The sequence below is a fragment of the Aeromonas dhakensis genome, from assembly GCF_000820305.1.
Classification (GTDB): Bacteria; Pseudomonadota; Gammaproteobacteria; order Enterobacterales; family Aeromonadaceae; genus Aeromonas; species Aeromonas dhakensis.
Window position 1 is genome coordinate 106,348 of record NZ_CDBH01000044.1, and the last position, 22,511, is coordinate 128,858.

General features: G+C 61.4%; 18 protein-coding genes and 3 tRNA genes. 12 read left to right on the forward strand and 9 right to left on the reverse strand.

The features are described from left to right. Position 1 precedes the first annotated feature (1 nt). From hybE to hybO, 6 genes are read right to left on the reverse strand one after another with little or no spacing between them, the layout of a single operon-like run. Positions 2 to 556 carry a hydrogenase-2 assembly chaperone gene (gene hybE / locus BN1143_RS10790; protein ID WP_042050621.1) on the reverse strand — a complete coding sequence of 185 codons (555 nt, stop codon included), beginning with the start codon at positions 554 to 556 and terminating at the stop codon, positions 2 to 4. Then, complete coding sequence (locus BN1143_RS10795) at positions 538 to 1,068, reverse strand: HyaD/HybD family hydrogenase maturation endopeptidase (RefSeq protein WP_042050622.1); 531 nt, start codon at positions 1,066 to 1,068, stop codon at positions 538 to 540. Before BN1143_RS10795 ends, hybE begins: the two co-directional genes overlap by 19 nt. After that, complete coding sequence (gene hybC, locus BN1143_RS10800) at positions 1,068 to 2,771, reverse strand: hydrogenase 2 large subunit (protein WP_042050623.1); 1,704 nt, start codon at positions 2,769 to 2,771, stop codon at positions 1,068 to 1,070. Before hybC ends, BN1143_RS10795 begins: the two co-directional genes overlap by 1 nt. Beyond that, a complete protein-coding gene (gene hybB, locus BN1143_RS10805; RefSeq protein WP_042050624.1) occupies positions 2,768 to 3,955 on the reverse strand; it encodes a Ni/Fe-hydrogenase cytochrome b subunit in 1,188 nt (395 codons plus the stop codon). The genes hybC and hybB overlap by 4 nt, the downstream gene beginning before the upstream one ends. Further along, positions 3,948 to 4,994, reverse strand: a complete 1,047-nt coding sequence (gene hybA, locus BN1143_RS10810; RefSeq protein ID WP_042050625.1) for a hydrogenase 2 operon protein HybA — start codon at positions 4,992 to 4,994, stop codon at positions 3,948 to 3,950. Before hybA ends, hybB begins: the two co-directional genes overlap by 8 nt. 2 nt (positions 4,995 to 4,996) lie before the next feature. After that, positions 4,997 to 6,130, reverse strand: coding sequence for a hydrogenase 2 small subunit (gene hybO, locus BN1143_RS10815; RefSeq protein WP_042050626.1), 1,134 nt, complete (start codon positions 6,128 to 6,130; stop codon positions 4,997 to 4,999). A 1,017-nt stretch (positions 6,131 to 7,147) separates the two neighbouring features. On the opposite strand from hybO, the gene alr reads away from it, so the two are divergent. Continuing rightward, positions 7,148 to 8,260 carry an alanine racemase gene (alr, locus tag BN1143_RS10820; RefSeq protein ID WP_197069864.1) on the forward strand — a complete coding sequence of 371 codons (1,113 nt, stop codon included), beginning with the start codon at positions 7,148 to 7,150 and terminating at the stop codon, positions 8,258 to 8,260. Positions 8,261 to 8,392: 132 nt separating this feature from the next. Here alr and BN1143_RS10825 read toward each other — a convergent pair whose 3' ends face one another. After that, complete coding sequence (locus BN1143_RS10825) at positions 8,393 to 9,244, reverse strand: alpha/beta hydrolase family protein (RefSeq protein ID WP_042050627.1); 852 nt, start codon at positions 9,242 to 9,244, stop codon at positions 8,393 to 8,395. Between the two features lie 82 nt (positions 9,245 to 9,326). Between BN1143_RS10825 and BN1143_RS10830 the strand changes: the two genes are divergently transcribed. Beyond that, entirely contained in the window at positions 9,327 to 9,905 is a 579-nt protein-coding gene (locus tag BN1143_RS10830) for a TetR/AcrR family transcriptional regulator (RefSeq protein WP_042050628.1), read from the forward strand. A 165-nt stretch (positions 9,906 to 10,070) separates the two neighbouring features. Here the strand turns inward: BN1143_RS10830 and BN1143_RS10835 are convergent. Beyond that, positions 10,071 to 10,158: transfer RNA gene (locus BN1143_RS10835), tRNA-Ser, on the reverse strand. 272 nt (positions 10,159 to 10,430) lie between these two features. After that, positions 10,431 to 12,227, reverse strand: coding sequence for a C4-dicarboxylic acid transporter DauA (dauA, locus tag BN1143_RS10840; RefSeq protein ID WP_197069865.1), 1,797 nt, complete (start codon positions 12,225 to 12,227; stop codon positions 10,431 to 10,433). A gap of 494 nt (positions 12,228 to 12,721) precedes the next feature. On the opposite strand from dauA, the gene BN1143_RS10845 reads away from it, so the two are divergent. The 10 genes from BN1143_RS10845 (at position 12,722) to BN1143_RS10890 (ending at position 22,341) form a co-directional block, all read left to right on the forward strand. After that, positions 12,722 to 12,797, forward strand: a tRNA-Asn gene (locus BN1143_RS10845). 2 nt (positions 12,798 to 12,799) lie between these two features. Continuing rightward, positions 12,800 to 12,875 (forward strand) — tRNA-Asn (locus tag BN1143_RS10850). 227 nt (positions 12,876 to 13,102) lie between these two features. Continuing rightward, positions 13,103 to 14,209: an HlyD family secretion protein gene (locus BN1143_RS10855; protein ID WP_025201552.1), complete on the forward strand. Its 1,107-nt coding sequence runs from the start codon at positions 13,103 to 13,105 to the stop codon at positions 14,207 to 14,209. Then, the gene (locus BN1143_RS10860; protein WP_042050629.1) at positions 14,209 to 15,201 is read left to right on the forward strand and encodes a DUF2955 domain-containing protein; all 993 of its coding nucleotides are present in this window, start codon (positions 14,209 to 14,211) and stop codon (positions 15,199 to 15,201) included. Before BN1143_RS10855 ends, BN1143_RS10860 begins: the two co-directional genes overlap by 1 nt. Before the next feature lie 87 nt (positions 15,202 to 15,288). Beyond that, positions 15,289 to 15,774, forward strand: a complete 486-nt coding sequence (locus tag BN1143_RS10865) for a YqhA family protein (RefSeq protein ID WP_005301997.1) — start codon at positions 15,289 to 15,291, stop codon at positions 15,772 to 15,774. Positions 15,775 to 15,891: 117 nt separating this feature from the next. Beyond that, complete coding sequence (locus BN1143_RS10870) at positions 15,892 to 16,341, forward strand: hypothetical protein (RefSeq protein ID WP_005302000.1); 450 nt, start codon at positions 15,892 to 15,894, stop codon at positions 16,339 to 16,341. Positions 16,342 to 16,345: 4 nt separating this feature from the next. Continuing rightward, positions 16,346 to 19,315: a YncE family protein gene (locus BN1143_RS10875; RefSeq protein ID WP_042050630.1), complete on the forward strand. Its 2,970-nt coding sequence runs from the start codon at positions 16,346 to 16,348 to the stop codon at positions 19,313 to 19,315. Next, positions 19,315 to 20,133 carry an FTR1 family iron permease gene (locus BN1143_RS10880; protein ID WP_005302005.1) on the forward strand — a complete coding sequence of 273 codons (819 nt, stop codon included), beginning with the start codon at positions 19,315 to 19,317 and terminating at the stop codon, positions 20,131 to 20,133. The genes BN1143_RS10875 and BN1143_RS10880 overlap by 1 nt, the downstream gene beginning before the upstream one ends. A 95-nt stretch (positions 20,134 to 20,228) precedes the next feature. After that, positions 20,229 to 21,653 carry an FAD-dependent oxidoreductase gene (locus BN1143_RS10885; protein ID WP_042050631.1) on the forward strand — a complete coding sequence of 475 codons (1,425 nt, stop codon included), beginning with the start codon at positions 20,229 to 20,231 and terminating at the stop codon, positions 21,651 to 21,653. 127 nt (positions 21,654 to 21,780) lie between these two features. Beyond that, positions 21,781 to 22,341 carry a hypothetical protein gene (locus BN1143_RS10890; RefSeq protein ID WP_025201547.1) on the forward strand — a complete coding sequence of 187 codons (561 nt, stop codon included), beginning with the start codon at positions 21,781 to 21,783 and terminating at the stop codon, positions 22,339 to 22,341. Positions 22,342 to 22,511: the final 170 nt, after the last annotated feature.

A 22,511-nucleotide genomic window follows, 5' to 3' on the forward strand; every position in this document is an offset into this window, starting at 1 on the left:
CCTAGCGCTGGGTGTCGCCCAGAGCGTCGCCGCGCCGGCCGCTGAACAGGCGGCGCCGGCTCAAGTTCACGCCGCCCTCCCCCTGCCGCACCGGAAGCGAAAGCAGCATCTTGAGGGTACTGCTCACCAGCGCCCGCCCCTCGTCGGCCCCCAGATGCGGGTCGATGGGGGACATGAGCGAGCAGGCCAGCAACTGCCCCGTCTCGGGCAATGCCCCCACCATAAAGGTCAGGTTGCCGCAGGGTAGCTGCAGAGCGAGCCGATCGCGGCTACCACGCACCGGCCAGAGCTGATCCGGCCCCGGCAGCACCACCACGCTCAGCATCCAGGGAGTGAGCACGCAGCCAAGCCACTGCCCTTCAAACAGGGTGCACTCGGCGACTATGGGCATGGCCGGGTGATAGAAGGGCAACGCCTGCATCTCTTCGCGAGCGATCCGCTCGTACTGGGCTACCAGCAGCGACGCGGGATTGGTGGCAAAACCGGCAAACTCCTGCGCCGTCTCCGGTACTATCTCCAGCACTCTCTCAGCCTCGCTTAAATGGGACTGCGCCATAGGCCCTCCCGCGCTCGCTCGGCCTTCTCCTGCTCAGAGAGCGGGATGGCCGGAGCCCCCAGACTGGCCAGCAGGGTCAATATCCGGTCCGTCGCCTCCCCCAGCGCCGCCGCCACCACGGGGGTGAGGCCGATGCGGGGTTCGAGGGATTCGGGCTCGACCCCGATCAGGGTGAGCCGCCTGGGGGATTCCCCCGTCATGTGCAGCGCCGAGAGCACATCCGCCAGCCCCAGCTGATGGGGGGAGATCTTGCGACCGAACAGGGTTGGGATCTCCTCATCTTTCAGGGTCACCACGGTACCCGGTGGATTGCCGCTGCGCACCGCGTCCGCCAGTATGATGTGGTCGCGACTGGCCATCGCTTCGAGCAGCTCCATGCCGGCGGTGCCGCCGTCAAGCAGCTCGATGCCGGGGGCGAAGCGGTAGTCGCGCTCCAACGCCTCGACGATCCGCACGCCGACGGCCTCATCGCTCAACAGCAGGTTGCCCACGCCCAGGATCAGGGTGTTCATCACAGCACCTTCACCTGAGTCACGTCGCCGCTCTGGGTATCCACCACGTGCACCGCGCAGGACATGCAGGGGTCGAACGAGTGGATGGTGCGCACCACTTCCAGCGGCTTGGCGGGATCGGCCACCGGGGTGCCTACCAGGGATTGCTCGTAGGGGCCGGGTTCATCGTTGAAGTTGCGCGGCCCCGAGTTCCAGGTCGACGGCACCACCGCCTGATAGTTGGCGATCTTGCCGCCCTTGATGACTACCCAGTGGGAGAGCATGCCGCGCGGCGCCTCTTCAAAGCCCACCCCGCGAAACTCTTTGTCCGCCGGGATCTCGGTCTTGATATAGGCGCTGACATCCCCCTTGCCGATGTTGTCCACCAGCGCCTTCCACTGATGGGACAAGGTGTCTTTGAGCACACAGCAGCGCACCGCCCGGCCGATGATGCGGCCCAGGGTGGAGTGCAGCTGTTCAGTCTTGATGGCTGAACCGGTTAGCGTGTTGTAGAGGCCGTTCAGCTGATCGAAATGCGCCACCGTCTCCGGGTGCTTGGCCGCCAGCTTCACCAGGAGGTCTGCGAGCGGCCCCACCTCCACCACCTTGCCGTAGAAGGTGGGGGATTTGACCCAGGAGTACTTGCCGTCATCCTGCCAGCCGGTGTAGTTGGGCTCGGTCTTGCCCTCCCAAGGTTTGAGGGGGGCGTCATCCTTGTACCAGGCGTGCTTGTTGCTCTCGGCGATGCCATCCATCAGCCAGGCATCCTGATGGCTCTCGATGGGACGATAGCCGGCCAGATCGCCGTTTTCGATGTAGCCGCCCGGCATCAGGAAGCTGCCGCCGTCACCGTCGGTGGGCAGCTCGGGCACGCTCAGGTAGTGCTTGGCCCCCTGCCCCAGGTTCAGCCACTCGGGGTAGTGGGCGGCTATGATGGCGGTATCCACCTTGTAGACCTGCTCGATGAACTCGCCGAGCCGGTCGATAAAGCTCTTCACATACATGAGTCGCTCGAGGTTGAGCACGCTCGGCGCATCCAGGTTGATGGGGTTGGCCACCCCGCCCACCGCCAGGTTCTGGATGTGGGGGGTCTTGCCGCCGAGGATGGCGACGATGCGGTTGGCATCGCGCTGGCACTCCAGCGCCTGCAGGTAGTGGGCCACGGCGATGAGGTTCACCTCCGGGCTCAGTTTCATCGCCTTGTGGCCCCAGTAGCCGTTGGCAAAGATGCCGAGCTGACCGCTCGCCACCAGGGCGCGGATCTTCTCCTGTACCTTGGTCAGCTCGTCGGCGCTGTTGAGGGACCAGGTCGATACCCCCTTGAGCATGTCCGCCGCTTTTTGCGGATTGGCCTCGAGGGCCGCGGTGATGTCCACCCAGTCCAGTGCGGAGAGCTGATAGAAGTGGACGATGTGATCGTGGATGTTGTGGGCCGCAATGATCAGGTTGCGGATGTACTGGGCGTTGACCGGCACCTTGGCGCCGATGGCGTTCTCCACCGCCCGCACCGAGGCGATGGCGTGAATGGAGGTGCACACCCCGCAGATGCGCTGCACTATCATCCAGGCATCGCGCGGGTCGTTGCCCTTGACGATCTCCTCCATCCCGCGCCACATGGTGCCGGACGACCAGGCCTTGGTGACGACGCCGCCTTCGATTTCACAGTCGATACGCAGGTGACCCTCGATGCGGGTGATGGGGTCTATGGTGATACGTTGGCTCATACGTTGGCTTTCCCTCGGGCCTGATAATCTTGGTGAACACGTTCAAGTGATGGCAGTACCGGCAGCAGCCGGATCAGCAGCAAATAGGCACACACCTCGATGGCGACGAAGCCCAGGGAGATCAGCACTTCCGCCGCGGAGGGGAAGTAGTGGTAGCCATTGCCGGGGTTGAAGGCGAGCAGGGAGTAGTCCAGTCGCCAGAGGGCGGCGCCCAGCAGCATGCTGAGGGCCCCCAGGAACAACATGCGCGAATCGCGGCGGCTCTTGTCCCAGTGGAACACCAGCAGCGGGAAGATCATCAGCGCGATCTCGCTCCAGAACATGATGGAGTAACGGTTGAATTCGGAGAGATAGGCCGACTTGTCGTTGATGACGATCTCGGCAAAGCGCAGCGCCACGAACAGGATCAGGAAGATGTCGATCACCTGGGTCAGCTTGTAGAAGAGCGACTTCTCGTTGGGGCCGCGCCCCGCCAGTCCCGCCTGCACCAGGGAGCCTTCAAACACCACGATGGAGAAGCCCATGATGAAGGCGGTCAGAAGCGAGAAGACCGGCAGCAGCTCGTAGCTTTGCCAGAGCGGATGGATCTTCTGCCCCGCCACTATCATCAAGGAGCCCATGGAGGATTGGTGCATGGTGGGCAGCAGGGCCCCCAGCGCCAGGATGAAGAACATGATCTTGTTGAGCCGTGCCATGGAGGCCTTCCAGCCGAACTTCTCCAAGAGCACGGGGGCAAACTCCAGCGCCATCACCCCGATGTAGATGGTCATGCAGACCGCCGTCTCGAACAGCACCGAGGAGGTGTTGAAGAAACCCGGAATGTAAAAGTAGGGCAGGTTCCAGTAACGGCCGACGTCGATGGTGATGGAGAGGCCGCCCAGGGAATAGCCGAACAGGCTCGCCAGCAGGGCCGGTCGCACCAGGGGGTGATACTCGCCCCGGTTGAACACATAGACCGCCCAGGCCAGCGCCCAGCCGCCACAGGCGAAACCGGTGCCGATCAGCAGATCGAACGAGATCCAGAGCCCCCAGGGATAACCCCCGTTGAGATCGGTGACCGAACCCAGCCCGAAGATGAGGCGTTTGAGGATCAGCATGCCGCACAGGATGACGAACGGCGCCAGCACCATGACCGGCCAGCTGACCAGCTTGCCGCCGAGGGGATACGCCTTGTGATTACTCATGATCCTTGCCTCCCTTTGTGGTGCCCTGACCCTTGATCTGCGCACTCCCCTGATCATGGCCATCATCATGATGGTGATTGTGACCATTCTTGGTGTTGCGACGGATAAGCACCGAGAGCCCGGTCAGCACCACCAGCGGCAGCACCATCCCCTTGTAGAGGGTGTGCTGGATGTGCTCGGAGCGCGCCCCGGAGGAGAGCTCCGGCAAATCAGGCATGTCGAGCTTGCTGTAGGGCACCCCGGCCAGCACCAGCACCTGGGTGCCGCCCCCCTCCTTCTCGCCATAGACGTAAGGCTGGTAGTTGGGCACTTCATGCAGGTAGGGATCGTTGGCGCTGAAAGTCTGGCGCGGGTAGGCATATTCGCTGCCCGGGGTGGCCAGCAGCCGGCGCTTGGCCTCGGCCATCAGCGCCTCGCGGGTACCGAAGATGACGGCGCCGGTGGGACACACCTCGACGCAGCCGGGCAACTTGCCCTGATCGATGCGCTCAAGCCCTTTCTGGTTGCAGAGCTCGCACTTGTGGATCGCCCCGAACGGGTTGTCGTAGTCATATTTGGGCACGTCGAACGGGCAGCCCACCATGCAGTAGCGGCAGCCGGTGCAGACGTCCGGGTCGTAATGGACGATGCCGGTCTTGGGATCCTTGGTCAGCGCCTGCACCGGGCAGACGGAGACGCAGTTGGGATCGACACAGTGCATGCACTGCTTCTTGATGTAGGCGTAGCCATCCACCAGTTGATCCTTGTGCTCGCCAGTGCCGCTCTTCCACACCTGAATGATGTTGTTGGTGTAGGGGGTCAGCTTGTCGTTGTTGGACCAGGTTTGCGCCCCGGCTGGATTGGCCGGGTTGCCGTTGAGGCGCTGACACTCCGCCACACAGGCCTGACAGCCGACGCAGAGGGTGGAGTCGTAGAGCATGCCGAGCGCGCCGGGAATGGGTGGCTTGTTCTGTGCCGCCGCCAGGGCAGTGCCGGAGACGGTGGTGCCAGCCGCCAGCGCACCGACGGAGGCGAATTTGAGGAAGTTGCGTCTGTTCACGGTTACTCCTCCCGTGATGGGGACTGCCCGGCTTCGTGGCGTTTCTGCTGGCGACCGAGTTCACGCACCGTCATCAGACTCACCCCCACCAACACCCCGAGGGCGCCACCGATCAGGCCAGTCGCGGTGGGCGAGGTATAGCCCCCCTCCTGGATCTTCACATCTGGTTTATCCACCCTCGGAGTCGGGTTCTCTACTTTGGCGAGCTGGAAGATCCCCTTGCTGAACCCCACTCCCTGCTCGTTGCAGCCGTAGCAGGGATGGCCTATGCCCACCGGCCAGATGCCGCCGCCCACGTCGCAGAACTCCAGGGTCGAGCAGTTGCCGTAGGTCTCCGGCCCCTTGCAGCCCAGGTGATAGAGACACCAGCCCTGACGGTGGCCCTCGTCGCCAAACTCCTTGGCAAAGCGGCCGGCGTCGAAGTGCGGGCGACGCTCGCAGTTTTCATGGATGAGCCGCTCATAGGCAAACAGCGGCCGCTTCTTGGCATCGAGCGCCGGCAGCTTGCCGTAGGTGATGTAGTAGGCGACAGTGGTGAGGAAGTTGTGGGGGTTGGGCGGGCAGCCCGGGATATTGATAATCGGCGTGCCGAGGTTGCCGAGGGCCTCTTCCAGGCTGACGGCGCCGGTCGGGTTGCCACCACTGGCAGGCACCCCGCCCCAGGCGGCGCAAGAGCCGATGGCGATGACGGCTGCCGCATCGGCAGCCGCGCGGCGAATATGGTCGACGATGGGTTCACCGGCCACCATGCAGTAGATGCCGCCATCCTTGAGCGGGATGGAACCATCCACCACCAGCACATACTTGCCCTTGTAGCGTTCGATGGCATTGTGCTTGTTCTCTTCGGCCTGATGACCGAAGGCCGCCGAGAGCACCTCGTGGTACTCCAGCGAAATGGTGTTGAGGATCAGGTTCTCGATGGTGGGGTGGGTGGCGCGCAGCAGCGATTCGGTGCAACCGGTACACTCCTGCGCCCCTATCCAGATCACCGGTGGCCGCTCGGGGCTGGTGAGCGCGGTGGCCATCTTGGCCACGGCATGCTGGCTTAATCCAAGGGTTGCGGCCATCCCGGCGCACAATTTCATAAAGTCACGGCGATTAATTCCATGAGCCGATAAAAAAGTATCCTCGACCATTCTTTTTATTCCCGTAGTGAGCACTTGTTTGATAAATGCTTAATAGCGGAAATGCTAAGTACTCCCCCCCGGCATTGTGTTGATCTCCATCAAGTGACGGGACATTACTCAAATAGAAACTCATCACAATTAATTTAAAAACTTCATATGCAGCATATACTTACAAAACCATCTCGAGGAGATAAAAATACCCAATAGGGGGTATTTTAGCAGTTTAAAGAATTAACACCATTTAAATTACCCGTTAATTCGTGATGTTAAATAATCAGAATGAAAGCGTTGTCACACTATTTGACAGGGTCTTTATGTTACCAGCCATAGGCTATTTTACCTCGCCAAAAGTGGTTGATAATATATACCTTTATATTTGTATTCTTATATGTAAACAAGTGGAATGGACGCGCTAACGATATTTATTATCAGCTTTAAAAAATAACTCGCCCTGCTGTTCAAGGCTGATCTTCGCCGCTTGATTAATTAACCGGCCCACATCCATGCCTCACCATCCTGGCCACGGATGATCTGCCTCCCCCGGCCGCGTGCGCCACCCGCCAGCTCGACGAGCATCCAGCAGTGCCACCTTCACCCTCCATGGATCTGGCAGCCTGCTTTCTCCTCTACCATGCGCCTGCCCCTCCCCGCACCTTGGCCAAGGGTCGGCAACCCCCCCCCTGCGCGCAGCCGGTGCAAAAAACCGCCAGCAATGTGCGAAAAAGGCGCGATCTCCCTCCCGTTTGAAGGGGCAAAACCAGTGATAAATATTGCCCGATAGGGAGCCAGAGAAAGCGTCGGCAGGCGAATTTATACAGAGTAATATCCCGTATTTTGCCCATTTTCACATTCCCATTCGCCACATAATTTACCAACCAAAAAACAACTGATAACATCTTTTCACAATTTAAAGCATATAAAACAACATGGTTCGGTGACCCCCCGTTTGCTCGTCGCAGCCACCGGGATCACAGGATCAGGATTGAGACCAGCAGCCAACTTCTCATCGAGCAGACACCCGACCCCATGATGAACACAGTTACGGCCAGCATCGATCTGGATGCACTCCAGCACAATTTCGCCGTGGCACGCCGCCACGCCCCCCACAGCAAGATCATCGCGGTACTCAAGGCCAATGCCTATGGTCACGGGCTGCTGCCGGTGGCCCATGCCCTCGCCCAGGCCGATGCCTATGCCGTGGCAAGGGTCGAGGAGGCGCTGGTGCTGCGTGCCAACGCCATCACCAAGCCCATTCTGGTGCTGGGGGGCTTCTTCAGTGCCGAGGCGCTGCCGCTGCTGGCCAAACACGATCTGCAGACCACCCTGCATACCTGGGAGCAGCTGGCGCTGCTCGAGCAGACCACTCTGCCCGCCCCCATCAAGGTGTGGCTCAAGCTCGATACCGGGATGAACCGGCTCGGGCTGCGCGCCGAGGAGTTGCCCGCCTTTATCGAGCGGCTGAGTCATTGCCACAACGTAGTGCAGCCGTTCCAGCTGATGACCCACTTCAGCCAGTCCGATGAGCAGGATACCCAGGCCACTCTGCTGCAGATCGAGGAGTTCAACCGCCTCTCTGCCCATCTGCCGGGCGAGCGGGCCATGGCCAACTCCGCCGGCATCCTCGCCTGGCCGGCCTCGCGCAGTGACTGGATCCGGCCCGGCCTCATGCTCTACGGCGCCTCCCCCTTTACCGGCCAGCTCGCCGCCGACCACGGCCTGCGTCCGGTCATGACCCTCAAGAGCCAGCTCATCGCCACCCGCGCCTGCCTGCAGGGCGAGGCAGTCGGCTATGGGGGTCACTGGGTGGCGAATCGGGACACCACCCTCGGCGTGGTGGCGGCGGGATATGGCGATGGCTACCCGCGCATGGCTCCCGAAGGGACCCCCATGCTGATCAATGGCCGTCGGGTGCCCATCGTGGGTCGGGTCTCCATGGACATGATCACCGTCGATCTGGGCCCGGCGGCCAGCGACAAGGTGGGGGATGCGGTCACCCTGTGGGGAGAAGGGCTGCCGGTGGAGCAGGTGGCCGAGAAGATAGGCACCATCCCCTACGAGCTGCTCACCCGCCTGACCAGCCGGGTGCATCTCGCGCATTGCGACAGCCGCGAACAGATGCCGATGTTGAAGCTGGCCTGAACAATCAAGCTGAGGGCGGCCACCGCGAGGTGACAAACCGGCCCCCGATAAGCAAAAGGCCCCGTCTTGCGACGGGGCCTTTGCCTGATGGGGAATTCAGGAGCAAGGTGCCACGACCTTATCCGCATGGACTCAGCGAATCCCCTCCAATGACTTGAACCAGGCGAGGCTGGCCTGCCACAGAGGCGTGGCAGACTTGCGAAAGTAGCCCATATGGCCGATTGCTCCATCCAAAGTATGAGGAGAGAGATCAACACGAGTCACGGGAGCATTACTGTAGTGCTTCATGAAGGCGTCGCGTGATGCGGGCATCGCCCAGCGATCGTCCAGCGCATTGGCCGCCACAATGGGAGTCTGGACGCTTTGATAAGCACGCTCGATGCCACGCATCGCCGGGTCGTCAAAGAAATAGTGACGAAAACGGCACCAGTATCGCCATTGTACAAAGGCGCCTTTTGGCAAGTCTTCTCCCATGCCCAGCAGGCTCCACGCGCAATAGCCTTTCCACCAGGTCAGCAGCGGCAGCACTGTGTTCCACATGGTGAGCACCTTGAGCTGCTCGCTGAAGGGCATATAGCCGTGCCACCCGGCCCCGGTGCCGAAGACATAGAGCCCGGATACTTTCCGATGATTGGGGAGCAGGCCGAAGGCGTGCCCACCATAGGAGTGGCCGATGACGAACAGGGGGAGATCGTTCCCGCTCATGGTTTCCACTGCGGCGGCCAGATCGCGCCTTCCCCAATCGAGCAAATCCATCTCGAAGCCTTTGAGTGACGCGGGTTTTGACGCGCCTATGCCCCGGTAGTCAAAAGTCAGGGTGGTAAACCCTTGCTCACTGGCGAACTCGGCAAAGCGACGATAGAAGCCCAGCGGCACGCCAGTGGCCCCCGCGACGATGCTCTTGCCCTGCACCTGCCCTGTTGCCGGGTACAGTTGCCCCTGGATCAGATAGTCATCGTCGGTGTGAAACGAGATAGCAGCCATATTCCTCCCTGAAGTATGACGATTGTCATAGTCATGCTCCGAACGCTATACTATGACACTCGTCATAGCAAGAGGGTGCAGCGTGAAAGAGTGCGCATCGACCGGGCGTCAACGGGTGATTGAGGCCGCTGCCGCCATGCTGGCACGGCATGGTTTGAGAGGGATCAGCATCCGTGAAGTGAGCAAGTTCGCCGATGCTCCCCTGGGTTCCACGTATCATCATTTTCCCGGCGGCAAGAATCAGATAGTGACGGAGGCAATACACTGGGCCGGCGCCCAGGCATCCGAGCAACTGCAGCGCTGCCTGCAGGCCGATGCCAGGCAGGGTCTCGGTCTGTTTGTATCCCACTGGCGTGAGCGGTTGACGCAATCTCACTTTCGCGCGGGGTGCCCGATCGTGGCAGCGGCCATCGAAGCGCAGCATGAAGAGGATGGGAAGCCAATCAAGGAGGCGGTGGCCCAGGTCTTTGGCCACTGGCAACAGCTGATTGCCGATCACCTGATGGCACAGGGGCAGGCCGACGCCTCTGCCAGAGCCTGTGCTCTGGGGATCATCGCCAGCATAGAGGGCGCCATCGTGTTGTGCCGTGCCCATCAAAGCAGCGAGCCCCTGGATGCGGTATTGGCATGCTTACCCAGATTGATGGGCACCGCCGAGTGATGGCACGCCTTGGCACCCAATAACGGGGCTATAGAGCACGGAGCAGCCCGGATACATGTCCGGCGGGGAAATCACTGCCCCTCGTTCCCAGGGGGATGATGCCGAGAGATTCATGACTAAATAAAACAAAAGACCCCGTCTTGCGACGGGGCCTTTTGTTTTATTTGGCGGTGAGGGAGGGATTCGAACCCTCGATACGTTGCCGTATACACACTTTCCAGGCGTGCTCCTTCAGCCACTCGGACACCTCACCAAATTTTTACTTCTTGAAGTGGCTTTCAGAGCACGCTGCGCGTGCATCTTGCCGACTTCGTCGATGGGCAGCCTCTCGGTCACCTCACCAAATTTCGGTCTGTTGTTTAACGTGCTCAGCCAGCACTTCGTTCGTTGCGCTGTTGCGCTGGAACGGGGCGTAATGTACGGGATACGACGGCATGCGGTCAATGCAATTTTTCACTTTTTGCGTTCGTTTGCTCATTATCCGAACCAAGTGACTAAAAACATGCCGTTTCGTATCCCTTTCAATCAATTTCCAGCCGCTTCGTGCAAATGCTCGCCTTTGAGTGCCTCTTCCAGCGAGCCGTAAAACTCCAGCTGACCGGGCACAGGACGCACCTTGGCGCGCGCCAGGGTCTTGAGCGGCTGGAACTGCAGCTCGGCCACCCTCAGTTGCACCCCCGCCTTGGCCATCTGTTTTTCAAACTGCAGGAAGGCGGAGAGGCCGCCGGCGTCCAGGATGGAGACCGCCTCCATCTGCAGCACCAGCAGCTTGTGGCCCTTGACCTGGGCCACCAGTTCGCCGAACACCCGCTCGGCGGCGGCGAAGAACAGCGGGCCGTTGACCTTGTAGAGCAGCGCCTGCTCCGGCACTTCCTGGGCGTAGCGCTTGTGATCCGCCAGATTGTGCAGCTTGGTCATCTTGGCAATCTCGCGCATGAACAGCAGGGAGGCGAGGATCACCCCGAAGGTGATGGCGATAACCATGTCGAAGATGACGGTCAGCGACAGGCAGACCAGCAGCACCAGCACGTCGGATCTGGGGGCGCGGCGAATAAGCTCCACCACCTTGTGCGCCTCGCTCATGTTCCAGGCGACGATGAGCAGCAGGGCCGCCATGGCCGAGAGCGGCAGCCAGGAGAGCCAGGGCGCCAGCACCAGGATGGCCGCCAACACCACCAGCGCATGCACGATGCCGGAGATGGGAGAGGTAGCCCCGGCCCGCACGTTGGCGGCGGAACGGGCAATGGCGGCGGTGGCAGTGATGCCGCCGAAGAAGGGGGCGACTATGTTGCCAAGCCCCTGCCCCACCAGCTCGGCGTTGGAGCTGTGCTTGCGACCTGTCATGCCGTCCAGCACCACGGCGCAGAGCAGGGATTCGATGGCCCCCAGCATCGCCATGGAGAAAGCGGCGGGCAGCAGGCGCTCGATGGCGGCCAGGTTCCACTCCACCGGCGAGCCATCCGGCCCCGGCAGGGCCCATGGCATCACCAGGGTCGGCGCAATGGGCGGGATCCCCATGCCCTGGCTACCGTTGGCCAGGGTATAGCTGAACTTGCTGCCGATGGTGGCCACGTCCACCCCGAACTGATGCAGGCCAAAGCCAAGGCCCACCCCCACCAGCACGGCGGGCAGGTGGCCGGGCACTGGCAGACGCAGGCGCGGCCAGAGCAGCAGTACCGCCAGGGTCGCAACCCCCACCAGCGTATCCCCCCACTGCCAGCTGGGCAGGGCATGGGCCAGTGCCTCGACTTTGCCAATATAGGTCTCCGGCATCTCGGGCACCTGCAGACCGAAGAAGTCCTTGATCTGCAAGGTGGCGATCACGATGGCGATACCACCGGTAAAGCCCAGGGTCACCGAAGGCGGAATGTACTCGATGAGGCGTCCGAGCCGGGCCACCCCCATGGCCACCAGGAAAAAGCCCGAGATCAGGGTCGCCATCAACAGGCCACCCACACCAAACTGCTGGGCCACCGGATAGAGGATCACCACGAAGGCGGCGGTCGGCCCCGAGATGGAGAAGCGGGAGCCACCGGTCACGGCGATGACGATACCGGCGATGATGGCGGTATAGAGACCGTGCTGGGGCGGCACACCACTGGCAATGGCCAGCGCCATGGCCAGCGGAATGGCGATGATGCCGACCGTGATGCCGGCGATCAGGTCGCGGCCGAAGCGGGGAACGCTGTAGGGTTCGTCAATACAGGATTGGCGTAAAGCAATGGCCAGCTTCACGCTTTGCAAAGGTGCTTGGTTGTGCATGTATTCGTAATACCAGAAGAGGGAGATAAAGGCCGGATTGAACCGGCGCCCGATCATCATCAAGGGCCGGCAGAGCTGTCGACACGGCGATGGTATCCTGGCCAACCATACCCCAGCCGATGAAATATTTCGATGGGCGGGATCAATGAATGACCGTTACCACGCAATATTGCCGGTGATAGTCAGCATATCGACCACTTTTCTCACCATTACGCAGCACACTCACTTCGCCTGCTAACCAATTTTTCCCTTCCTTATTCTTGTCGTGCTCCCTCCCCCTCTTTATATCTGCCCGTCGGATACTGTGCCGGCGCTCGCCCCTCCCTCATCTTGTCCCGGCAGCCAATGCATTTCGTCTACCTCCCTCCTTACTCGGCGGCTTCCCCCTTGGCGAGCCTGCGAGGCTCACTCCAAGCTGCTGATTGTGCTGAAAATAGTCCGCAGCGACCAAGTTTTGGGCAAACGGTCCGAAATCCCCTTTTTGCAGCGGATCGCGGGTTGACACTCGGCGGACGGGCCATTAATATCCGCACCGTCTCGACGAGACAGGCAATTCCTCCTTAGTTCAGTCGGTAGAACGGCGGACTGTTAATCCGTATGTCACTGGTTCAAGTCCAGTAGGAGGAGCCAATTCCCTCGTAGTTCAGTCGGTAGAACGGCGGACTGTTAATCCGTATGTCACAGGTTCAAGTCCTGTCGAGGGAGCCACATTCGAAAGCCCAGCCTTATGGCTGGGCTTTTTCGTATCCAACGTTCGAAGCTACAATACAGGCTACCGTGGCTTGTACTTTCACCGAACGGCCTCAGCCCAGGTGTCGGCATCCTCTCCTTACGTGCCCTTTCACGACATCACCCTTGCTTTTTTGCTTGCCTCTGCCGGATATTCGTTATCACAATTACCGCCCCTGTTCACACCGTCAAAAGGACCCCTTGGCATGTCTGAGGATGCGATGCAAAAAGAAGCTGTGCCTGCTCAAGCCACCAAGCAGCCAAAAGATCCCGTCCGGCGTCTTACTCTGCAATTGGTCATGCTTGCCTTGATCGTCTTGGTCTATGTGCTGTTTGCTCAACGCCTGACCCCGATGAGCAGTCAGGGTACGGTGCAGGCCTTTTTGATCCGCCTGGCCCCCGAGGTGGCCGGACGGGTGACTGCGGTGGAAGTCAGTGACAATCAGCAGGTTTCCGCCGGCATGCCTCTGTTTCAAATCAACCAGGAGCCCTATCTGATTGCCGTCACCCAAGCTGAAGCCCATGTGGCAGCTGTCGGGCAATCGATCGGGGCTGACACTGCCGCGGTGCAAACCGCCCAGGCCAAGGTGGTACAGGCCAAATCGGCCAAGGATAACGCTGCCGACAATGCCGCCAGGGTGGTCGAGCTGGCCAAACGAGGGGTCATGTCTATCGCGCAGCGGGATCAGGCGACGGCAACCTTGCAGCAAGCCATAGCCTCCCTGGCGGCCGCACAGGCAGAGTTGCGCCGTGCAGAGCAGAGCCTCGGGCCCGCCGGCAATGAAAATCCCAAGCTGAAAGAAGCGATGGCCGCCCTGGCCAAAGCCAGACTCGATCTCATTCGCACCACGGTCAAAGCGCCCAACAAGGGGGCCATTACCAACATACAGCTGGCGCCAGGCCAGTATGCCGCCGTGGGAAGTCCGGCAATGACCTTCATCGATACCTCGGCGGTCTGGATCAGCTGTATGCTGCCCGAGAACTCGTTGGAGTACCTGCGACCGGGCATCAAGGCCGAAGTGGTCTTCGATGTGCTCCCCGGCCGCGTCTTCAAAGCTCACCTCGATACCCTGGGTTGGGGCAGTGCTGGCAACACCACCACAGACCAGACCACCGGCCTGCTCACGGCACCACAAAACAGTCCCAGTGCGCGCCAATTTCCAGTGAGCCTGGTACTGGATGAGGCACTCCCCCGCGGGTTGCGCTATGGCTCCCAGGCCACCGTCATTTTCTATCCCAACAAGGTGGGCATAATGGATACGATTGCCGCCGGCTGGATCCGTGTTGTCAGCCTGCTGACCTATATTGCCTGATGATGAACAAAGCGTGGTGGCAATGCAGCCTGCGTCTTGGCGTCATTCCCATGGCGGCACTGGCGGTTACCCTGGCCACGGGTCAGGCCTTGCCCTTTCTGATCCCCATGTTCATCGTCATCATGCTGATGCTGAGTCCGACGCGCCTGCCGCTGATGATGATAGTGAGAATGCTGGCACTGATCGTCGGTTGTACCGCGCTCATCTGTTTTCTTGCACATGTGGTCGGCACCAATCCCGTCGCTTTCTGGCTGGCCATGGCTGCGGTTGTGGTTTTGGCCTTTGCCCGCCTTGGCAAAAACCCTGACGATCTGCCCGGATTGCTGGTGCTGATCGTGTCGTCGATGACGATGGTGCTGGTACAAAGCCAGCCATCGCTGGTCCTGGCACTCCCCGTGTTGATGGGAAAAGCCTTTCTGATCGCCTATTTATGGTGTCTGCTGGCCTTTGCCATCTGGCCCCGGCCTTCCCCTCCGCTAACGCCTCTGACCGCCATGCGCGGTGATGAAAGGGTGATGCTGATCCTGGGAAAGAGCGCCGCTCTGTTGCTGGCCATCGGCATCGCCATCTGGCTGCAAGACAGCAGTGCCATCTTGATTGGGGCCACGATTGCCAACCTGCTGCGCGCCAGCGACCCCCATCTGACACGAATGAACAGCAAACCACTGCTGCAGGCCAACTTGCTGGCGGCGGCCTTGGCTACCCCGGTGATCCTGCTGGCCTACATCAGTCAGTCTCCCCTGCTCCTGTCACTGCTGGCGCTCGCCGGCAGCATCTGGCTGGCGGGACGATTGGCGGCAACCTGGCCCAAAGTGGTGGTGCAAACCGCAATGACGGTTTACATCACTTTGCTGGGAACCGCCTTGCCCCAGTATCAGCAAGGGCTGCACCTGGTATGGGATCGACTCGCGACGTTGTTGCTGGTCGTCCTCTATTGCACCCTGGTTGTGCATCTATTGACCACATCAACCGATAAGTCATGTCCTGCTTGAGCGACATCATCTTGTCCAGACCGTTTATTGTCAGAGGGTAGAGACATGCTTTGCCCTTTGCGACCCCCACTCGATTCAGGAGTTTCTATGCGCCGTTTCAACTTAATGCTCAATGGCAGCCGGTTGATGATGTTTCCCTTCTATGTCTGCATCCTTGTCTGTGTCGCCCTCTTGATGGTGAAGTTCGCCATGCAGCTCTATGAGCTGTGTCGCGACATCATCGACATCCCCTATCTGGATCTCATCACAGGGGTGCTAACCCTGGTGGACTTCGTGCTGGTGGCCCAGATGCTTATCCTGGTGGCCATCTGCGGCTACGTACAGTTCATCAAGACCCCGGAGCAGCGGGCAGCCCTTGGCGACAACTGGCTCAGCAAGATCAACTTCGCCTCCCTCAAACTCATCGTCATCAACTCCCTGGTCACCATCGCCGGGATCGAGGTGCTCAAGGCCTTCCTGACCGACGGTACCGGCAACGAGATTGAGATGAAGTGGTCGGTCATCGTCTTCCTCGCCTTCTCCACCGCAGCGCTCATCTACGCGGTGACCGAGCGGCTGGCGGACCACAAGTAGCGCCGGTTTTCATTCAGCCTTTATTCATCAAAGGTCGAATTGATAACTCTTTTCATTACCTTTACTGCATTGTAAACTTGCTCCCCCGGGCTTTACTGCCCGGGCGTTGGAGCACCTATGACAAGCCTTTCCCTCTCACCACGACACTGCTGGCAGTGGCTGGCCTATCACCATCAGGCCGCCGAGGGCTCCCTCTATCTGATGTTCTTCTCCGGCCTGCTGCTGTGGGAACCGCTGACCCCGCTCTGGTCGCTGGCACGCTGGAACCTGTTCCTGCACGTCGCCCTCTCGCTCACCCTGTTCCCCCTGCTGTTCGGCGCCTTCTGGCTCTCCCATCGCAGCCTGTTGCGCAAGAGCCGCAAACCTTTCCTGCGCACCACTGGGCGCATCATCGAAGCCTTGCTGCTGGTCTGTCTGGCCAGCGGACTGCTGCTGGTACTGCACGGCACCCCGGGCGATAGCCTGGGCAACCTTGCCAGCTGGGCCCACTGGCTGAGCGCCCTCGCGTTGACTCCCCTGGTGCTGCGCCACGCCTGGCGCTGGACCATCTTGAAATGGCGCACCTGATCTTATGTTGAAGTTGTTGTTATCCCTGATGTTGGCCGCCCTGCTGCTTGGGACCGCCTCGGCCCAGGAGATGGGCACTGCCATGATTGCCTATGACGAGGGGAGTGCCCCGCGCCTCGTCACCGCCAACCAGAGTGCAGGCTCGGTCACCCTGCTTGAGCGCGATAGCGGCAAGCGACTCAAAGAGGCACAACTGGGGGGCGATCTGCGCCAGCTGGCCCGAGCCAGCGATGGCCCCCTGCTGGTCACCGATTACAGTGGCGATCGGTTGCTGCTGCTGGATGATGATCTCGACCTGGAAAAGGCGATCCCCACCGGCCATAGACCCTACGGGGTCATCTTCGACCCCAAGCGGCAGTGGTTCTGGGTCACGCTGTTCGAAGCAGGCCGCCTGCAGGCCTATGACACCACGGGCAAGCTGCAGCTGGATGCAGAAACCGCCGAGACACCCCGCGGGCTGGCCCTGACCGACGACGATCGCCTGCTGCTCACCCACGCCATGACCGGCCAGCTCGCCATCTATGATCTCGCCAAGCTTGAGAAGGACGCTAAGGGGGCTACCCTGCCCAAGCCCAAGCTCATCACCCTGGCCGAGACCCACAGCGATACCCCAAGCGACTCGCAGGGCTTGCCACGCCTGCTGGATGGCATCGCCCTCTCCCCCGATGGCAGCGAAGCCTGGCTGCCCCACGTGCTGTGGAGTTTCGATCACCCCTTCCAGTTTCAGAGCACCGTCTTCCCGGCGGTCTCCATCATCGACCTGGATGAAGAGAAAGAGCGGGTCGATGAAAGAAAGCAGCTCTTCTTGCAGATCAACCTGCCCAGCGTCGGCAACCGCAGCCAGATCGTCTCCAACCCGTTCGCGGCGCGCTTCGCCGCCGATGGCAAGCGGGTCTACCTGACCCTGGCGGGCTCGGAAGATCTGCTGGTGTTCGACCTGTCGCGCAGCGGCAAGCAGAACAGCAACCGCCACAGACGCAAGAAGTTTCAGGGGGGCGCCAAGGCGACCCAGCTCCTTCGCCACCTGCCGGGCCAGAATCCGCGCGACTTGTTTGTAGACGGCGACCACATACTGGTGCACAACGTCATGGGGCAGGATCTCACCCGCCTCAACAGCGGCGGCAGCGGCCCCTTCGCCCGGGTCACAGTGGATGTGCCCCACTTCGCCAAACTGGTCGAGACGGATCCGCGCCCCAAACCGCTTCAGCGCGGCGAGCGGCTGTTCAATCTGGGCAACACCGCCGCCAACAGCCGCTTCCCCATGGCGGGGGACAACTGGATGAGCTGCAACTCCTGCCATCTGGACGGGTTCAACTTCACCAACCGCTATCTAATGGCAGCCCATCGCCAGCAGAGCGGCGACAACGCCATCAACGGCCACGCCAACCTCGTCAACATGGTGGCGGGGGACTTTATCGGCGAATACCTGCGCATGACCCAGCAGACCCAGGGCGGCATGGGCCATGACACCCGCGATGGCGCCGAAGCGGTCGACCCCGCCAGGCCCCAGCCCGAGGTGAAGGCGATGATGGAGGATCTGCACGCCTTCGTCACCGCCGATGGCAACCTCCCCTATCTCGCCAACTGGCTGCGGCTCGATGCCCCGCGCACGGATCCTGCCAAGGCGCCGACCACTCATCCCAGGGCGTGGCTCAACTCCGCCTCCTGCCAGAACTGCCACCAACAGGCGTTCCAGGACTGGAGCGAGAGCAACCACCGGCTGATGGGCAACTCCCACCCCTACTACAAGGTGGTGCAGGCGCTGGCCCGCGAAACCGAAGGGGAGGCCTTCGGCCAGTGGTGCCAGGGCTGCCACATGCCTCAGCAGGTGCTGAACGGCCAGCAGGATCTGCCCAAGGGTTCGAATATGTTCGAGCAAGGCGGCGCCTCGCTCATTGCCGCGCACCAGAAAGGCGAGCCCGTGGTGGAGGAAGGCACCGGCTGCGTGCTCTGCCATCGCATCACCAAAGTGGAAGATGCCGGCGGCAACAGCGCCTTTACCGTAAATCTGAAAGACCGCGAGAGCTATGTGTTCGAAGATGCCGCCGGTGGCAGCCTCAAGCACTGGCTGGCCGAGCGACAGATCAACGCCCGCCCCGCCATGCACAAGGCCTCCTACCAGAAGGATTTCTACCGCGACGCGGCCCTGTGCAAGTCCTGCCACAACGAGTTTGCCCCCGGCACCGGCGCCAATATCGTCAACACCTGGGACGAGTGGGAGAAATCCAGCTTCGCCAAGGCGGAGGATCCCGCCAAGCGGCGCACCTGCATCGACTGCCATATGAACCCTACACCTGGCAACGGCGGCGCACCGGTGGCCGGCCAGTCCACCGAAAACGGCACAGTGAAAGAACGGCTCTATCGCCACAACTTTACCGGCGCCCAGCACCAGCTGGTGGGGCTGAGGAGTGCAACGCTCGAGCAGGAGAGCCTGGCGCTCTTGCGCTCAAGCGCCACCCTCTCTGCCCGCATTGAAAACCAGAGCGGCCAGCCTGCGCTGGTGGTGCGGGTCGCCAATACCGGCGCCGGCCACGCCCTGCCCACCGGGGTCGCCGATTTCCGCGAACTCTGGCTGGAGCTGACCGTCACCGACGCCAGCGGCAAGCTGGTGCTTGCCAGCGGCCAGCCAGTGGATGGCGCCGTGCCCGACAGTGCGCGGCTATTTAGAAAAGTGTTCGGCGATGCCGAGGGCAAGCCGGTGGGGCTCAAGTTCTGGCGCTACGCCAAGCTCCTTGAAGATACCCGCATTCCGGCCGATGGCTGGCGCGATGAAGCCTGGCCGCTGCCGGCCGATGCCCAGGGGCCCTTCAAGGCCGATATCAAACTCAATTTCCGCACCTACCCCAAGTGGGTCAATGATGCGGTGCGCGCCGCCGAGCCGAGCTTGCCGGAGCCACCCATAGTGCTACTCAATCGGCTGCAACTCACCCTGCAGCCTCTCCCCGTCACGCCCGCTACGGAGCCTCACACCTGATGTTTGCAAGTTTTCTCATTACCCTGCGCGAGGGGCTGGAAGCCTTCCTGCTGGTCGGCATCTGCCTCTCCTACCTCGCCAAGCTGGGAGCGAGCCGCTACAACAAGTTCGTCTATCTGGGGGTGGGGCTCGGCCTGCTTGCCTCTCTCGTGGTCGCCTTCCTGTTCCAGGTGGTGGTGAGCCAGTTCGAGAGCGAGCGCTACAACCATTTGCTGATGGCGGGGATCCTGATTTTCGCCACCCTGGTGCTCACCTACATGGCGGTCTGGATGCAGAAGCAGGCCAAATCCCAGGTGGGGGCCATGACGGCGCGCATCGATGCCGCCATCGACGGCGGCAACCTGTTCGGTCTGGTGCTGCTCGCCTTCCTGGCGGTGATGCGTGAGGGCTTTGAAACCGTGCTCTTCTTCTCGGCCCTGGTTTACTCCGGGCAAGGGGTGGATCTGCACGAGGGGCTGATGGGGGCGCTGGGCGGCCTGCTGCTGTCGGTGGTGCTGGTGTGGGGGCTGCTGCGCTCCACCCGCAAGGTGGCGCTGGCCCCCTTCTTCCGCTGGACCGGCCTGCTCATCATCATCATCGCCGCCGGCCTGCTGTCGTCCGCCGTCAACATGCTGCAGGCAGCCGGGCTCATCACCTTCTGGACCGAGCCTGTCTTCAACATCAGTCACATTCTCGACGATCAGGGGGTATTTGGTACCTTCCTGCGCGCCCTGTTTGGCTACAATGCCTCACCAGCCGGCCTGCAGTTGCTGACCTGGGCCAGCTACCTGGTGATCTTCGTCACCGTCTGGCATCGCAACTATCGTCCCCAGCGCTGATCGCACAGCGCGGCGCAGCAGCGGATGACAAGGCGGCTCAGCGGGGCCGCCTTTTCCACTTCTTCTCTTTTGGTCAGCATTTCGGATAAAGAGTCATGAGCGACAACAACACACAACACATTGCGGTACTGGGCGCCGGCCCTGCCGGTCTGATGGCCGCCTGGCGCCTGCGCCAGGCCGGTTTTGCAGTCACCCTGTTCGAGCAGGAGAGCGTGGTGGGCGGCATGTGCGCCACCCAGACCTTCAAGGGGCGCGACGGTGAGTATCGCTTCGACTACGGCGGCCACCGCTTCATCACCAAGAACCCCGAGCTGCTCGCCTTTATCGACGAACTGATGGGGGACGATCTGCTCCACTCGGAGCGCAAGAGCGTGATCCGCTTCGGTGGGCGCACCTACGACTACCCCTTGAACCTGCCCAATTTGCTCAAGACGGCGCCGCTCGCCCTGATGGCCGGGGCGGTGAAGGATCTGCTGCTGTTGCCCTTTGCCAAGAAGCCCACCGATTTTGCCAAGGCAAGCTTTGCCGAGTGGATCCAGAGCCACTTCGGTCGCACCCTCTATCGCCAGTTCTTCGAGGGCTACACCGGCAAGCTGTGGGGCATCAACCCGGACAAGCTCTCCGCCGACTGGGCTGGCCAGCGCATCAGCCTGATCGATCTCAAAGACGTGGCGCGCCGCCTGCTGCCAAGACGCAACGGCAGCATCTCGGTGCGCACCTATGCCCGCAAGTACCGCTACCCCAAATATGGCTTCGGCCAGATCTTCACCACCCTGGGGGAGCGGCTGATTGCCGAAGGGGTTGAGCTGAAAACCGGCGCCACCATCACCCGCCTTGAGCAGGCTGATGGCCGCATTGAACGGGTTTATTGGTCACAAGATAACGTGGAGCAGAGCGCACGCTTTGATCAGGTGATCTCCACCCTGCCGCTGCCGCTCACCTGCCAACATCTGGGCTTGCCGTGCGATCTCCAATACCGGTCGCTGCGCTTCGTCAATATGCCGCTCAAACAAGAGAACCTGTCGGACAACACCTGGCAGTACCTCTCCGACCCCCATATCCTGGCCACCCGCTTGCAGGAGCCGCGCCGCCGCAGCCCCTTCATGGCCCCCCAGGACCAGACCTCGGTGATGCTGGAGATCCCCTGCAACCCGGGAGATGCCACCTGGCAGGCACCGCTCTCTGATCTGCGCGGCCGGGTTACCGATGATCTGGCGAGCCTCGGCGTCGATATCGCCAAGCTTGGCGATGAGACCTTCGAGGCGCGCAGCGAGTACGCCTATCCGCTGATGGACCTCGGTTATCAGGCCCGCCGCAACGAGGCCATCAAGGCGCTGATGCCCATCACCAACCTCATCATGACCGGCCGTCAGGGGACATTCCGCTACATCTTCACCGACACCGCCATGGAGATGGGGATGATGGCCGCTGACATGGTGATCGACGGGGTAGACAGACGTCACGCCATCTTCAATCATCGCAACGAAAACACCGTGATCGAGACCCAGAGCGTGGCGTGAGCACGATGACTGGTGTTCAACAGGCAGACAGACGCCGCAACACCTTCAATCATCGCAACGAAAATACCGTGATTGAGACCCAGAGCGTGGCCTGATGGCCGCGCCATAAACAAACAAGGAGAAGAGGATGACCATACGCCCGGGTTTACTTGCCCTCACCCTGCTGCTGACCCTGAGCGGGCAGGCGCAGGCTTACTCCTACGCCGCTGCCGGCAAGGAGCCGCTGATCGATGCCCGCGAGGCGCTGCTGGGCGCCGCCACTGACGGCAAGGATGCCAGCACCACCTTGAGCGAGATCGCCGAGGAGCTGACCTATCTGGAACAGCACCACAAGGTCGAGCTGCAAGCACCGCTCGCAGCCGCCATCAAGGCCAAAGACGCCGCCGCTACCGCGGCCCTGCTCAACCGGGCCTACAAGGCGGAGATCGAGCGCCGCCTCGAGGGGGCCAGCCAGAACCTTGGCGACTACCAGACCGCCAAGGTGCTGGTGGTCAAGAGCAAGCGCTTCCTGGATCTCATCCTCCCCTCCCTCAATGAAGGGGATCGCAAGGCCGCCGAGCAGGCGCTGGCCAAGGTGCTCGACGCCATCGGCAACCCTGGAGTATTCGGGGTGGGTGCCAAGCCTGCCGATGCGGCCGCCTTTAGCGATGCAGAAAAAGCGCTGATGGCCGTGCTGGCACCGCTCTGATGGCTACCTGCCCATCACTGCGCCACCTCGCTGTGACAAGCGGTGGGTTTCGCTGCGCGCTACCCACCCTACGCACTTTGATGACCTCTCATTGATGACGACGGCCCCCCTCATCCCCGACCCTTCTCCCGCAAGGGGAGAAGGGGGGCGTCACCACGGCCGATTACGCT

What these genes read in the sequence shown, in the direction of transcription:
- BN1143_RS10860 (WP_042050629.1), top strand. Translation starts at nt 14,209, where the DNA reads ATGATGAACAAAGCGTGGTGGCAATGCAGCCTGCGTCTTGGCGTCATT.
- hybE (WP_042050621.1), bottom strand. Translation starts at nt 556, where the DNA reads ATGGCGCAGTCCCATTTAAGCGAGGCTGAGAGAGTGCTGGAGATAGTA.
- BN1143_RS10855 (WP_025201552.1), top strand. Translation starts at nt 13,103, where the DNA reads ATGTCTGAGGATGCGATGCAAAAAGAAGCTGTGCCTGCTCAAGCCACC.
- BN1143_RS10880 (WP_005302005.1), top strand. Translation starts at nt 19,315, where the DNA reads ATGTTTGCAAGTTTTCTCATTACCCTGCGCGAGGGGCTGGAAGCCTTC.
- BN1143_RS10875 (WP_042050630.1), top strand. Translation starts at nt 16,346, where the DNA reads ATGTTGAAGTTGTTGTTATCCCTGATGTTGGCCGCCCTGCTGCTTGGG.
- BN1143_RS10890 (WP_025201547.1), top strand. Translation starts at nt 21,781, where the DNA reads ATGACCATACGCCCGGGTTTACTTGCCCTCACCCTGCTGCTGACCCTG.
- BN1143_RS10825 (WP_042050627.1), bottom strand. Translation starts at nt 9,244, where the DNA reads ATGGCTGCTATCTCGTTTCACACCGACGATGACTATCTGATCCAGGGG.
- BN1143_RS10870 (WP_005302000.1), top strand. Translation starts at nt 15,892, where the DNA reads ATGACAAGCCTTTCCCTCTCACCACGACACTGCTGGCAGTGGCTGGCC.
- dauA (WP_197069865.1), bottom strand. Translation starts at nt 12,227, where the DNA reads ATGATGATCGGGCGCCGGTTCAATCCGGCCTTTATCTCCCTCTTCTGG.
- hybB (WP_042050624.1), bottom strand. Translation starts at nt 3,955, where the DNA reads ATGAGTAATCACAAGGCGTATCCCCTCGGCGGCAAGCTGGTCAGCTGG.
- alr (WP_197069864.1), top strand. Translation starts at nt 7,148, where the DNA reads ATGATGAACACAGTTACGGCCAGCATCGATCTGGATGCACTCCAGCAC.
- hybO (WP_042050626.1), bottom strand. Translation starts at nt 6,130, where the DNA reads ATGGTCGAGGATACTTTTTTATCGGCTCATGGAATTAATCGCCGTGAC.
- hybC (WP_042050623.1), bottom strand. Translation starts at nt 2,771, where the DNA reads ATGAGCCAACGTATCACCATAGACCCCATCACCCGCATCGAGGGTCAC.
- BN1143_RS10865 (WP_005301997.1), top strand. Translation starts at nt 15,289, where the DNA reads ATGCGCCGTTTCAACTTAATGCTCAATGGCAGCCGGTTGATGATGTTT.
- BN1143_RS10885 (WP_042050631.1), top strand. Translation starts at nt 20,229, where the DNA reads ATGAGCGACAACAACACACAACACATTGCGGTACTGGGCGCCGGCCCT.
- BN1143_RS10795 (WP_042050622.1), bottom strand. Translation starts at nt 1,068, where the DNA reads ATGAACACCCTGATCCTGGGCGTGGGCAACCTGCTGTTGAGCGATGAG.